Origin of the sequence: Serratia sp. BNK-17 (assembly GCF_048684935.1) — a bacterium.
Lineage (GTDB): Bacteria > Pseudomonadota > Gammaproteobacteria > Enterobacterales > Enterobacteriaceae > Serratia > Serratia nematodiphila.
In genome coordinates this window covers 1,792,634-1,806,237 of sequence record NZ_JBLQTR010000001.1, presented here as the reverse complement: position 1 = coordinate 1,806,237, position 13,604 = coordinate 1,792,634, and the positions used below count along the sequence as shown (strand labels likewise).

Genomic DNA, 13,604 nt, shown 5'->3' with positions numbered 1-13,604 from the left:
GTTATTTCCCCGCCTTTCTTCGACAACTGCAGGATTTTGTTCTGTTTTTCATGCTCTGCCCCTTGCTCCACTTTTCTCTTGCCAATAAAAAACCCCCGGACCTGACGGTGCGGGGGTTCTCTTGCGATTCCGGCTTGTTTGCTAAGCCTTTCTTCGTCCAAGTGCAGCCCCGCACGGTGGGATAATAATCACCACCACGCTAATCACGACTAGGCTAATCACTTGGGCAAAGGCTTTCATAATGGATTTGTTCACTGTGCTCATTCAGAACTCATGCTTACAGAGGTACCACAGCCGCGCGCGACATGACAACACTTTTTTTGCGTTATTATTCGGCGCAATCTGGTCATACCTCACGCGAATCGCCCCTCTTTCACACGTTGGCGCGCATACCCGGATTTTCTACCGCGTCGGTGATCGCCTTGCCGCGCGTATCCTTGCCGAAGAACACCAACAGGGCGATCGCCACCGCCACCGTACCGGCGACGATCGCCATCGCCAGACCGTAATTATGCCCATGATGCTCGGCGATGGTGGCTTGCAGCGTGGCGTTGACCGAGGCGATCAGGTTACCCAGCTGGTACACGAACCCCGGCAGCACCGCGCGGGTGTTGGCCGGCACCAGCTCGGTCAGATAGGTCGGCACCACGCCCCAGGCGCCCTGCACCATGAACTGCATCAGGAAAGCGCCGATCCCCAACATCAGCGAACCGCTGGAAAACGCCCACAGCGGGATCACCGGCAGCGCCAACAGCGCGGCAATGATGATCGCTTTTTTGCGGCCGATCTTTTCTGACAACGAACCGAAGAAAACACCGCCGATAATTGACGCGATATTGTAGCTAATGGCGATGATACTGACGGTTTTAGGGTCGAAACCGTGCTGAACTTTCAGAAACACCGGATACAGATCCTGCGTACCGTGGGAGAAGAAATTGAACGCCGCCATCAGCAGCACCAGATAGCAGCACAGCTTCCAGTGGCTCTTCAACACCGGCAGCAAGGCGGTGCTCTCTTTGCGTTCACGCGCCGCCAGCCATACCGGCGACTCCTGCACGCAATAATAAATAAACGGCAGCAGCAGGATCGGCGCCGCGCCGATGACGAACATGCCGCGCCAGCCGACCGTTTCGAACAGCAGGCCGTACACCACCGCCGCCAGCAGATAACCAAACGGATAGCCGGCCTGGAAAATACCCGACATCAGGCCGCGTGAGCGGTCCGGTATGGTTTCCATCGCCAACGATGACGCCACGCCCCAAATGCCGCCCATCGCAACACCGTACAACACCCGCAACAGCAAGAAGACCGTCAGCGAGGGCGCGGCGGCAGAGAGCAACTCAAACACCGAGAAAAAGACGATATTCAACATCAGGATCGGCTTGCGGCCATATTTTTCCGCCGCACGCCCGAAGATCAGCGCGCCAATCGGGCGCACCGCCAGCGTGAGCAGAATCGCCAACGTGACCTGTTCCAGACCGACGTGAAAGGACTGCGCGATGTCGCTGAGTAAGAATACCAGCACGAAAAAATCGAAAGCGTCGAGCGTCCAGCTTGAAAAGCTGGCGATTGCCGCGTTGCGTTGCAGCGGGGTCCAACCAAACATAGTGTTATCCCTACCGTAGAGTACGAAGTCAGGAGGTTTAGCGGCTGCCGGGCAGAATGCGGCGGCGGTCGGGGCTTGTTAAAGAAGTGATTTTTCTTTTAATCAATTGTTAAATACACCCGTTAACCCTATGATTGCAATGTGTATGGGCCGCTAATGTGTTGCAGCCTTCAGCGAATTGTTAATGGGTATTGCCGCAGGATGCGAGGCGGCTCGCACAATCTCATTTACTTCGATGAAAATGAGCAATTACGCTGCGAAACCCCTAGAAAAACCACCAATAACGCCGCGCAATGCCAGAATGAATCACGCATCATGTCGTCCTCAGCAAGGAGAGCGATATGTCACTGGCGTTAATCTATAGCCGCGCCATCATCGGCGTTCAGGCCCCTTCCGTGACGGTGGAGGTGCATATCAGCAATGGCCTGCCCGGCCTGACGCTGGTCGGCCTGCCGGAAACCACGGTAAAAGAGGCGCGCGATCGGGTGCGCAGCGCCCTGATCAACAACGGTTTCACCTTTCCCGCCCGGCGCATCACCGTCAATTTGGCCCCTGCCGATCTGCCGAAAGAAGGCGGGCGTTACGATCTGCCGATAGCGCTGGCGATCCTCGCCGCCTCCGAGCAGTTACCCCTCGCACCGTTGGCACGCTACGAGTTTCTTGGCGAGCTCGCGCTGTCCGGCTCACTGCGCGCGGTCAGAGGTGCCATCCCGGCGGCGCTGGCGGCGGCTGATGCCGGGCGACAATTGATCCTGTCGACGGACAACGCCGCCGAAGTCGGCCTGATCGCGCAGTCACACTCTCATACCGCCCAACACCTGCTGGAAGTCTGCGCTTTTCTGCTCGGCCAAGGCGAACTGCCGGTGGCGGCCACGCCCCCCGATGCAGACAGCGCGTGCGAAAACGACGACCTGCGCGACATCATCGGCCAGGAACAGGCCAAGCGGGCATTAGAGATCGCCGCCGCCGGCGGGCATAACCTACTGTTGATTGGGCCACCGGGCACCGGTAAAACCATGCTGGCCAGCCGTCTCACGGGCTTACTGCCGCCGCTGACGGAGACTGAGGCGCTGGAAAGCCTGGCGGTCGCCAGCTTGCAGCATCATATTCCCGCCGCTCTACCATGGCGTCAGAGGCCGTTCCGCGCACCGCACCACAGCGCCTCGATGGCGGCATTGGTCGGCGGCGGCTCACTGCCGCGACCGGGTGAGATCTCGATGGCGCATAACGGCGTGCTGTTTCTGGATGAACTGCCGGAATTCGAGCGTAAGGTACTGGATGCGCTGCGTGAGCCGTTGGAATCCGGCGAGATCGTGATTTCACGTGCCAACGCCAAGGTCTGTTTCCCCGCCAGGGTGCAACTGATCGCGGCAATGAACCCCAGCCCGACAGGGCATTATCAGGGATTGCACAATCGCGCCTCACCGCAGCAGGTGTTGCGCTATCTGGCCCGGCTGTCAGGGCCTTTTCTCGACCGTTTCGATCTGTCTATAGAAGTACCGTTGTTGCCGCCGGGTACGCTCAGTCATCGGAAAACCCATGGAGAAAGCAGCGAACAAGTACGGAAAAGGGTGCAGCAGGCACGCGCCCGGCAGCTCGAACGCGCCGGTAAAGTCAACGCGTTGTTGAGCAACCGCGAAGTGGAACGAGATTGCGTTTTACAGGCGGCTGACGCCGAGTTTTTGGAAGCAACATTAAACACGCTGGGGTTATCGGTTCGCGCCTGGCAGCGCATCTTGAAAGTGGCGCGCACGCTGGCGGATTTGGCGGGAGATGCTGAACTCGACAGGCACCACCTCAGCGAAGCACTGGGCTATCGCAGTATGGACCGTCTGCTGTTACAACTGCATCGCAGTCTGGAATGAAAATGGGGCCCGCAGGCCCCATCGTCTTTAGTCTTCGCTGTCGCTGTAATCTTCTACTGCGTCAGCCTGCGGTTTACCGCCGGACAGAGTATGGAATTTCTTCGGGCGACGTGTGCGCGCCAGATATTTAGCCCATACTTTTTCCTGCTCGGTAGCCGCTTCGCGCTCACCGCGGCACACTGCGACGAACAGCTGTTCTTCTTCAGTGGCCGGCTGGCGTTTGCCCGAGTCCAACTCGTTAAACGCGTAGCCGAAGCGCTCTAGCAATTGCGCCTCTTTAATGGTGAAATCGCCGTGACGGGAGAACCCGCGAGGGTAATGTTTATTATCAAAAAAACGATTGGTCGTGGTGAAGCTATCCGCCATCTGACACGCTCCTAATTCTCTTATGGCCGTGCTGTTTATGGCGCGGAGTATTAGATAGGCTTGACAGCGTGTAAAACAAAACATTTAAATCTTAACGACAAATTTTTTTGGAGATAGGTGTGGATACCGAATTACTGAAAACCTTTTTGGAGGTCAGTAGAACGCGTCACTTTGGCAGAGCCGCAGAATCTTTGTACTTAACGCAGTCCGCGGTCAGTTTCCGCATCCGTCAGTTAGAAAACCAGTTGGGCGCAAATTTATTTACCCGTCATCGCAATAACATCCGCCTGACGCCTGCCGGCGAGCGGCTTCTGCCCTATGCCGAGAGCCTGATGAACACCTGGCAGTTGGCGAAGAAGGAAGTCGTGCGTTCGCTGCAACACACCGAGTTATCGATCGGCGCTACCGCTTCGTTGTGGGAGGCCTATCTGACTCCCTGGTTGCAAGCACTCTATCAACAACACGAGGCGCTGCAGCTAGAAGCCAGGGTGGCATTAAGGCACTCTTTGGTAAAACAACTGCATGAAAGGCAGCTCGATTTACTGATCACCACTGAACCGCCGAAGATGGATGAATTGGCCAGCCAGCAGCTGAGCAATTTCTCATTACGCCTGTTCTCATCCGCTTACCGTGACAAACAGGCTCCAATGCCCTACATCAAGCTGGAATGGGGAGCCGACTTCCACCAACAGGAAAACCGCATGTTGGAAGGTGATAACGTACCGGTGCTTACCACCACCTCCGCTCACCTGACGCGTCAGCTGTTGGAAACCACGGGCGGATGCGCTTTCCTGCCCAGCCATTGGGAAAAAGAGTACCCACAGCTGGTGGCCGCCACCGAGATCCCGCCGATTATCCGCCCACTGTATGCCGTCTGGTTGCAAAACAGCGATCAACAGCCTTTGATTCGACAATTACTTAAAATACCTTTAAATACCGCAGCCTAAAGCGCTATGGCGGCCTTAAAAGCCGCCACCGTGGTCTTGGCTGTCTATCATGCCAAAAGCCGCCCATCGCCTTCTGAGAGAAGAAAATACAAAATAGCGGGAGAATCAGGAGCTCTGCGGAGGTAAAGATCGAAAGGTTATGGAGCAACTCGGATCAGATAAACATCAGCATAGAACAGCCGATGCGCTCTTTTCCAAAACGATAACGCGCTAAGGAAAGGGATAATAGGTAAAAAAAAACCCTTTGCTTTCGCAAAGGGTTCTTAATATGGCAGGGGCGGAGAGACTCGAACTCGCGACACCCGGTTTTGGAGACCGGTGCTCTACCAACTGAGCTACGCCCCTAAATCTCGCTTAACATTATGCCTGCTAATAAAGCAGGCATAATTAAATAAGTGGCGGAACGGACGGGGCTCGAACCCGCGACCCCCTGCGTGACAGGCAGGTATTCTAACCAACTGAACTACCGCTCCACCGATTCTTTTACGTTGTATCTTTCGATACCGGCAATATCGCGCTCTGCGACTTGCGCATTACCAGTCGTCACACTGATAACGTTTATTTGATGCCTGGCAGTGTCCTACTCTCGCATGGGGAGACCCCACACTACCATCGGCGCTACGGCGTTTCACTTCTGAGTTCGGCATGGGGTCAGGTGGGACCACCGCGCTATTGCCGCCAGGCAAATTCGTTTCATTCCAACCGCTTCACTCTCGTGTCGCCATCAGAACCAATCTCGGAACTTTGCTGAAAATCTCTCTAAAAACACCTTCGGTGTTGTAAGGTTAAGCCTCACGGATCATTAGTACTGGTTAGCTCAATGCATCGCTGCACTTACACACCCAGCCTATCAACGTCTTAGTCTTAAACGTTCCTTCAGGGGCCTTAAAGGCCCAGGGAAGACTCATCTTGAGGCAAGTTTCGCGCTTAGATGCTTTCAGCGCTTATCTTTTCCGCACTTAGCTACCGGGCAATGCCATTGGCATGACAACCCGAACACCAGTGGTGCGTTCACTCCGGTCCTCTCGTACTAGGAGCAACCCCTCTCAATCTTCCAACGCCCACGGCAGATAGGGACCGAACTGTCTCACGACGTTCTAAACCCAGCTCGCGTACCACTTTAAATGGCGAACAGCCATACCCTTGGGACCTACTTCAGCCCCAGGATGTGATGAGCCGACATCGAGGTGCCAAACACCGCCGTCGATATGAACTCTTGGGCGGTATCAGCCTGTTATCCCCGGAGTACCTTTTATCCGTTGAGCGATGGCCCTTCCATTCAGAACCACCGGATCACTAAGACCTACTTTCGTACCTGCTCGAGCCGTCACTCTCGCAGTCAAGCTAGCTTATGCCTTTGCACTAACCTCACGATGTCCGACCGTGATTAGCTAACCTTCGTGCTCCTCCGTTACTCTTTGGGAGGAGACCGCCCCAGTCAAACTACCCACCAGACACTGTCCTCACCCCGGATCACGGGGCCGAGTTAGAACATCAAACATTAAAGGGTGGTATTTCAAGGATGGCTCCACGCAGACTGGCGTCCACGCTTCAAAGCCTCCCACCTATCCTACACATCAAGGCTCAATGTTCAGTGTCAAGCTATAGTAAAGGTTCACGGGGTCTTTCCGTCTTGCCGCGGGTACACTGCATCTTCACAGCGAGTTCAATTTCACTGAGTCTCGGGTGGAGACAGCCTGGCCATCATTACGCCATTCGTGCAGGTCGGAACTTACCCGACAAGGAATTTCGCTACCTTAGGACCGTTATAGTTACGGCCGCCGTTTACTGGGGCTTCGATCAAGAGCTTCGCCTTGCGGCTGACCCCATCAATTAACCTTCCAGCACCGGGCAGGCGTCACACCGTATACGTCCACTTTCGTGTTTGCACAGTGCTGTGTTTTTATTAAACAGTTGCAGCCAGCTGGTATCTTCGACTGGCTTCAGCTCCATCCGCAAGGGACTTCACCTACATGCCAGCGTGCCTTCTCCCGAAGTTACGGCACCATTTTGCCTAGTTCCTTCACCCGAGTTCTCTCAAGCGCCTTGGTATTCTCTACCTGACCACCTGTGTCGGTTTGGGGTACGATTTAATGTTACCTGGAGCTTAGAGGATTTTCCTGGAAGCAGGGCATCAACTACTTCTGCACCGTAGTGCATCGTCATCACGCCTCAGGGTTAGTATGCAACCGGATTTACCAGGTCACACCCCCTACACGCTTAAACCGGGACAACCGTCGCCCGGCTAGCCTAGCCTTCTCCGTCCCCCCTTCGCAGTAACACCAAGTACAGGAATATTAACCTGTTTCCCATCGACTACGCTTTTCAGCCTCGCCTTAGGGGTCGACTCACCCTGCCCCGATTAACGTTGGACAGGAACCCTTGGTCTTCCGGCGAGCGGGCTTTTCACCCGCTTTATCGTTACTTATGTCAGCATTCGCACTTCTGATACCTCCAGCAACCCTCACAGGCCACCTTCAACGGCTTACAGAACGCTCCCCTACCCAACAACGCTAAGCGTCGCTGCCGCAGCTTCGGTGCATGGTTTAGCCCCGTTACATCTTCCGCGCAGGCCGACTCGACCAGTGAGCTATTACGCTTTCTTTAAATGATGGCTGCTTCTAAGCCAACATCCTGGCTGTCTATGCCTTCCCACATCGTTTCCCACTTAACCATGACTTTGGGACCTTAGCTGGCGGTCTGGGTTGTTTCCCTCTTCACGACGGACGTTAGCACCCGCCGTGTGTCTCCCGTGATAACATTCTTCGGTATTCGGAGTTTGCATCGGTTTGGTAAGCCGGGATGGCCCCCTAGCCGAAACAGTGCTCTACCCCCGAAGATGAGTTCACGAGGCGCTACCTAAATAGCTTTCGGGGAGAACCAGCTATCTCCCGGTTTGATTGGCCTTTCACCCCCAGCCACAAGTCATCCGCTAATTTTTCAACATTAGTCGGTTCGGTCCTCCAGTTAGTGTTACCCAACCTTCAACCTGCCCATGGCTAGATCACCGGGTTTCGGGTCTATACCTTGCAACTAATCGCCCAGTTAAGACTCGGTTTCCCTACGGCTCCCCTATACGGTTAACCTTGCTACAAAATATAAGTCGCTGACCCATTATACAAAAGGTACGCAGTCACACCACGAAGGTGCTCCCACTGCTTGTACGTACACGGTTTCAGGTTCTATTTCACTCCCCTCGCCGGGGTTCTTTTCGCCTTTCCCTCACGGTACTGGTTCACTATCGGTCAGTCAGGAGTATTTAGCCTTGGAGGATGGTCCCCCCATATTCAGACAGGATGTCACGTGTCCCGCCCTACTCATCGAACTCACGACCTGTGCATTTTAGTGTACGGGGCTATCACCCTTTACTGCGCGACTTTCCAGACGCTTCCACTAACACACAAGCCGATTCAGGTTCTGGGCTCCTCCCCGTTCGCTCGCCGCTACTGGGGGAATCTCGGTTGATTTCTTTTCCTCGGGGTACTTAGATGTTTCAGTTCCCCCGGTTCGCCTCATGCCACTATGTATTCATGACATGATAGTGTGTCGAAACACACTGGGTTTCCCCATTCGGGTATCGCCGGTTATAACGGTTCATATCACCTTACCGACGCTTTTCGCAGATTAGCACGCCCTTCATCGCCTCTGACTGCCTAGGCATCCACCGTGTACGCTTAGTCACTTAACCTCACAACCCGAAGATGTTTCCATCGTTCGCGCTGCAAACATTTGAGAGACTCTATGACAGGTTACTCTTTATCCCAGTACTTCTACGGAGGGATAAATTTCAGCCGTCATGTTTCAATTTTCAGCTTGTTCCAGATTGTTAAAGAGCAAAATACTTCGCAGCATACTGTCGCCAATATACTCTGAAGTATTGAAATACCGGACTATATGGTGGAGCTAAGCGGGATCGAACCGCTGACCTCCTGCGTGCAAGGCAGGCGCTCTCCCAGCTGAGCTATAGCCCCATACAGTCACGCGCAGTACCTTTTCCACTTCATGAGAAGTGGTAGGCCTGAGTGGACTTGAACCACCGACCTCACCCTTATCAGGGGTGCGCTCTAACCACCTGAGCTACAAGCCTATAAAGGTATTTCTGCTCGTTACTTTCTATCAGACAATCTGTGTGAGCACGCCACTCGAACTAATATCTTTAGGTAAGGAGGTGATCCAACCGCAGGTTCCCCTACGGTTACCTTGTTACGACTTCACCCCAGTCATGAATCACAAAGTGGTAAGCGCCCTCCCGAAGGTTAAGCTACCTACTTCTTTTGCAACCCACTCCCATGGTGTGACGGGCGGTGTGTACAAGGCCCGGGAACGTATTCACCGTAGCATTCTGATCTACGATTACTAGCGATTCCGACTTCATGGAGTCGAGTTGCAGACTCCAATCCGGACTACGACGTACTTTATGAGGTCCGCTTGCTCTCGCGAGGTCGCTTCTCTTTGTATACGCCATTGTAGCACGTGTGTAGCCCTACTCGTAAGGGCCATGATGACTTGACGTCATCCCCACCTTCCTCCAGTTTATCACTGGCAGTCTCCTTTGAGTTCCCGGCCGAACCGCTGGCAACAAAGGATAAGGGTTGCGCTCGTTGCGGGACTTAACCCAACATTTCACAACACGAGCTGACGACAGCCATGCAGCACCTGTCTCAGAGTTCCCGAAGGCACCAATCCATCTCTGGAAAGTTCTCTGGATGTCAAGAGTAGGTAAGGTTCTTCGCGTTGCATCGAATTAAACCACATGCTCCACCGCTTGTGCGGGCCCCCGTCAATTCATTTGAGTTTTAACCTTGCGGCCGTACTCCCCAGGCGGTCGATTTAACGCGTTAGCTCCGGAAGCCACGCCTCAAGGGCACAACCTCCAAATCGACATCGTTTACAGCGTGGACTACCAGGGTATCTAATCCTGTTTGCTCCCCACGCTTTCGCACCTGAGCGTCAGTCTTCGTCCAGGGGGCCGCCTTCGCCACCGGTATTCCTCCAGATCTCTACGCATTTCACCGCTACACCTGGAATTCTACCCCCCTCTACGAGACTCTAGCTTGCCAGTTTCAAATGCAGTTCCCAGGTTGAGCCCGGGGATTTCACATCTGACTTAACAAACCGCCTGCGTGCGCTTTACGCCCAGTAATTCCGATTAACGCTTGCACCCTCCGTATTACCGCGGCTGCTGGCACGGAGTTAGCCGGTGCTTCTTCTGCGAGTAACGTCAATTGATGAACGTATTAAGTTCACCACCTTCCTCCTCGCTGAAAGTGCTTTACAACCCGAAGGCCTTCTTCACACACGCGGCATGGCTGCATCAGGCTTGCGCCCATTGTGCAATATTCCCCACTGCTGCCTCCCGTAGGAGTCTGGACCGTGTCTCAGTTCCAGTGTGGCTGGTCATCCTCTCAGACCAGCTAGGGATCGTCGCCTAGGTGAGCCATTACCCCACCTACTAGCTAATCCCATCTGGGCACATCTGATGGCAAGAGGCCCGAAGGTCCCCCTCTTTGGTCTTGCGACGTTATGCGGTATTAGCTACCGTTTCCAGTAGTTATCCCCCTCCATCAGGCAGTTTCCCAGACATTACTCACCCGTCCGCCGCTCGTCACCCAGGGAGCAAGCTCCCCTGTGCTACCGCTCGACTTGCATGTGTTAAGCCTGCCGCCAGCGTTCAATCTGAGCCATGATCAAACTCTTCAATTAAAAGCTTGATTTGCTTCCACTCGAGAAGCGATGCTCAAAGATTTACTGCATGAATTTTACTTCAGTTAGTCACTCTTCAAGACTTGATATTTTTTTGCATCCGAAGATGCTGGATATCGTCTTGTGGAGTGCCCACACAGATTGTCTGATAAATTGTTAAAGAGCAGTGCCGAGAAACTTCATCGGCGCGGGCTGCGTATACTACGCTTTTCGCCCGGAGAGTCAAGCGTTTATTTCGCTTTCTTCTCGCTGACCCGGCGGCTTGTCAGTCGTTGTTCCCGGTCAGTGGAGGCGCATTATAGGGAGTTCTCGGCGAGCCGCAACCCCTATTTTCAATATTTTTTCCGACCGTTGAATGTTTAACCAAAACACCGTTAAAGCGGCAGTTTTTTCAACGATTTAAAGCCGTAGCCCTGCAAAACGGGCAATAAAGCGTCAGTATCTTCATTTAACGCCATGCAATACGCCAGATTCTCTTCCTGGCTCGAGACCAGGCTTTCCTGCGTAGAGATGAGCCAGGCGGTGCGGCGGGCAATCGCCGCGCCGGAATCCACCAATCGGGTGCCTTCCGGCAACACCTGCATCAGCTCTTCAGCTAACAGAGGAAAATGGGTGCAGCCCAGCACGACCGTATCCGGCGGCTCGCGCATGCTCAGCCACGGATGCAGGATCTTCTTCAGCACCGGCAGCGGCACGGCTTCGCCATGCAGCTTGGCTTCCGCCAGCTCCACCAGTTCAGAAGAGCCCAGCAACTCAATCTTGCAATCGGTGGCGAACCGGGAAATCAGCTCATGGGTATAGCTGCGCTGTACGGTGCCGCGGGTCGCCAACAGGCCGACAATGCCGTTGACGGTAAGACGAGCCGCCGGTTTGATGGCGGGGACCACGCCCACGACCGGGAAACTGAAACGCTCGCGCAGGGCCGGCAAGGAGACCGTGCTGGCGGTGTTGCAGGCGATGACGACAATCGCCAGAGGATGACGCTGCTGCACCGCGCCGACAATCTCCAGCACGCGCCCAACGATAAACTCTTCGGACTTCTCGCCGTAGGGGAACGCCACGTTGTCGAACGCGTATATATAGTGGAGATCCGGCAGCAACTGCCGAATCTCCTGATACACCGACAGCCCGCCGACGCCGGAATCAAAAACCAGCACCGTCGGGCGAGGTGTGGCGGTGCTGTTAGAAGGTATAGCTTCCAGTGAGGTAGTATTCTCTTCCTGGAGTAGCGTAGCCATAGGCCGTCTCATAATCTTTATCAAACAGGTTGGCAATTCTACCACGAACTGTCAGATGAGATGTGACCGGATACGAAACTGCGAGATCCCACAGACTCACGCCGCCAAGTTTAACGCTTTGTTCCGGATAGGTACTGTAATCCTTGTCATAACGTTGACCCAGATATTGATAAGTCACCGCCCAGTCAAAGTCATACAGCTGCCAGTCCAGCTCATATTTCACCTGCTGCTTGGCGCGCCGCAGCAGCACTTCATTGGTCTTGGCGTTGCGAGGATCGACATAGTCATAACCAATCTGATGCGTCAATGGGCCGGTATCAAACGAGGCCGTAGCTTCAATCCCTTTGATGGTCGCCTTACCCACGTTGTAATAGACGTAGTTGGTTTCCCCCGTGGAATCGATCAAATTGTCGATGTCGTTGCGATAACCGGAGATGCGCCAGGTCACCGGGCCGGTCAGCCCTTCAAAGCCACCTTCCCACTGCTTGCTTTCTTCCGGTTTCAGATCGGTGTTGTTACCGAAGTTGCCGTATAGCTGGCTCATATTCGGTGCTTTGAACGCCGTGCCATACGACGCGATAAAACGGTATCCCTCGACGAACTCCCAGGCCGCGCTGGTTTGCCAGGTGCCATGCCAGCCAAACTCGGAATGATCGTCACCTCGAACCGCACCTTCCAGCGTTACCGGGCCAACCAGTTGCTGCGCGGTCAGATAAATGCCTGCATCACGTTGGCTTTTTTCACCCTTCACGGTGGTGGAATCCGGTTTGATTTTCTGTTGCTGCCAGTCGACGCCAGAGCTTACGGTACCCTGTCCAACCTGCAGCGTATTGCCCCACTGCAGGTTGTACTGTTCGGAATCCACCAGGCTGGCCGAGCTGTCATGCATGCCGAGGCGAGGATCGTAATCGTAATCCTTGCTATGGCTGTAGCTGCCAATCACTTGTGTTGCGTAAATGCCTTCTTTATAGCGCAATCCGGTATCCCAGGTTTGGCTATACAGTTTGCGCGTATCCAGCAGAGAGCTGGTCGGTGAGGAATAATAACTATCATACGCCGTGCGGTTGTCGTAACCATACCCGCGCACAAAACCGCTGACCGACTCGCTGAACTGGTGCTCAAGCGCACCATACAGCAACTTACTCATAAAGCCATCGCGATCCTGTTGGCTTTGCATGCCGGTGCTGCCGTAGGCCACCACGTCATACCCTTTGGTGTAGGTGTAGTCACCCGCCACCGTCGCCACGGTGCTGTCGCCCAGCGGCTGTTGAGTCGACGCGTCATAGGATTGATAGCCGTTGGAGCCGACGCCGGCAGCCAGCGTCGTGCCGTTCTTTTCGCGGGTGGTAATGATGTTGACTACGCCGCCGATGGCGTCGGAACCGTATACCGCCGAGCGCGGGCCGCGGATGTATTCGACTTTCTGCACCAACGAAATCGGGATTTGGCTAAGGTCAGAAGAGCCGCTGACGCCCGCCTGATTAAGGCGAATGCCGTCAATTAGCACCAGCACGTGGCTGGAGTTGGTGCCGCGAATAAACAGCGAGCTCTTTTGCCCCAACCCGCCGTTTTGGCCAACGTCCACGCCCGGCAAACGGCGCATCACGTCGGTCAGGCTCTTGGCCTGCCAGCGATCGATATCGTTACGGGTGACGATGGTGGTCGGCGCCAGCACGGAAGAAACCGGCTGCGGGAAACGGTTGGCGGTAACCACCAGGTTATCACCATTCGTGGCTGTGGTGTTGTCTTGCGCCCATCCAGAAAAAGCCGTGACGGAAGAGACCACCGCCAGCAGCGTATTTTTTGTAATTGTCATGAGAAAAGCATCCAAACTTAATTGGCGGATGCCGCAGGATCATGGCCGGTAGTTCGCGACGGC

Annotated in this window: 7 protein-coding genes, 4 tRNA genes and 3 rRNA genes; 2 read left to right on the top strand and 12 right to left on the bottom strand. The window is 54.6% G+C overall.

Translation table 11 applies throughout. From position 1 onward, the window contains the following. Nucleotides 1–141: 141 nt before the first annotated feature. Together ilvL and ACMGF7_RS08650 are read right to left on the bottom strand one after the other, a co-directional pair. A complete protein-coding gene (ilvL, locus tag ACMGF7_RS08655; RefSeq protein WP_013814970.1) occupies nt 142–240 on the bottom strand; it encodes an ilv operon leader peptide in 99 nt (32 codons plus the stop codon). 133 nt (nt 241–373) lie between these two features. After that, a complete protein-coding gene (locus ACMGF7_RS08650; protein WP_004929950.1) occupies nt 374–1,606 on the bottom strand; it encodes an MFS transporter in 1,233 nt (410 codons plus the stop codon). 341 nt (nt 1,607–1,947) lie between these two features. Here ACMGF7_RS08650 and ACMGF7_RS08645 point away from each other — a divergent pair, with 341 nt between their 5' ends. Continuing rightward, complete coding sequence (locus ACMGF7_RS08645; protein ID WP_164096010.1) at nt 1,948–3,471, top strand: YifB family Mg chelatase-like AAA ATPase; 1,524 nt, start codon at nt 1,948–1,950, stop codon at nt 3,469–3,471. 27 nt (nt 3,472–3,498) lie between these two features. Here ACMGF7_RS08645 and ACMGF7_RS08640 read toward each other — a convergent pair whose 3' ends face one another. Further along, nucleotides 3,499–3,837, bottom strand: coding sequence for a DUF413 domain-containing protein (locus tag ACMGF7_RS08640; RefSeq protein WP_004929946.1), 339 nt, complete (start codon nt 3,835–3,837; stop codon nt 3,499–3,501). Between the two features lie 119 nt (nt 3,838–3,956). On the opposite strand from ACMGF7_RS08640, the gene hdfR reads away from it, so the two are divergent. Continuing rightward, nucleotides 3,957–4,784, top strand: coding sequence for an HTH-type transcriptional regulator HdfR (hdfR, locus tag ACMGF7_RS08635; protein WP_164096009.1), 828 nt, complete (start codon nt 3,957–3,959; stop codon nt 4,782–4,784). 269 nt (nt 4,785–5,053) lie between these two features. Here the strand turns inward: hdfR and ACMGF7_RS08630 are convergent. The 9 genes from ACMGF7_RS08630 to btuB form a co-directional block, all read right to left on the bottom strand. After that, a tRNA-Trp gene (locus ACMGF7_RS08630) sits at nt 5,054–5,129 on the bottom strand. A gap of 51 nt (nt 5,130–5,180) precedes the next feature. Next, a tRNA-Asp gene (locus tag ACMGF7_RS08625) sits at nt 5,181–5,257 on the bottom strand. A gap of 94 nt (nt 5,258–5,351) precedes the next feature. Beyond that, nucleotides 5,352–5,467 (bottom strand): 5S ribosomal RNA (gene rrf / locus ACMGF7_RS08620). A 98-nt stretch (nt 5,468–5,565) separates the two neighbouring features. Then, nucleotides 5,566–8,472: ribosomal RNA gene (locus ACMGF7_RS08615) — 23S ribosomal RNA — on the bottom strand. A 207-nt stretch (nt 8,473–8,679) separates the two neighbouring features. Further along, nucleotides 8,680–8,755: transfer RNA gene (locus ACMGF7_RS08610), tRNA-Ala, on the bottom strand. A gap of 39 nt (nt 8,756–8,794) precedes the next feature. After that, nucleotides 8,795–8,871 (bottom strand) — tRNA-Ile (locus tag ACMGF7_RS08605). 74 nt (nt 8,872–8,945) lie between these two features. Beyond that, nucleotides 8,946–10,487: ribosomal RNA gene (locus tag ACMGF7_RS08600) — 16S ribosomal RNA — on the bottom strand. The 16S, 23S and 5S rRNA genes sit together here with 4 tRNA genes alongside, the layout of an rRNA operon. Before the next feature lie 374 nt (nt 10,488–10,861). Then, the gene (gene murI, locus ACMGF7_RS08595; protein WP_015379399.1) at nt 10,862–11,725 is read right to left on the bottom strand and encodes a glutamate racemase; all 864 of its coding nucleotides are present in this window, start codon (nt 11,723–11,725) and stop codon (nt 10,862–10,864) included. Continuing rightward, a complete protein-coding gene (gene btuB, locus ACMGF7_RS08590; RefSeq protein ID WP_197764043.1) occupies nt 11,670–13,541 on the bottom strand; it encodes a TonB-dependent vitamin B12 receptor BtuB in 1,872 nt (623 codons plus the stop codon). Before btuB ends, murI begins: the two co-directional genes overlap by 56 nt. Nucleotides 13,542–13,604: the final 63 nt, after the last annotated feature.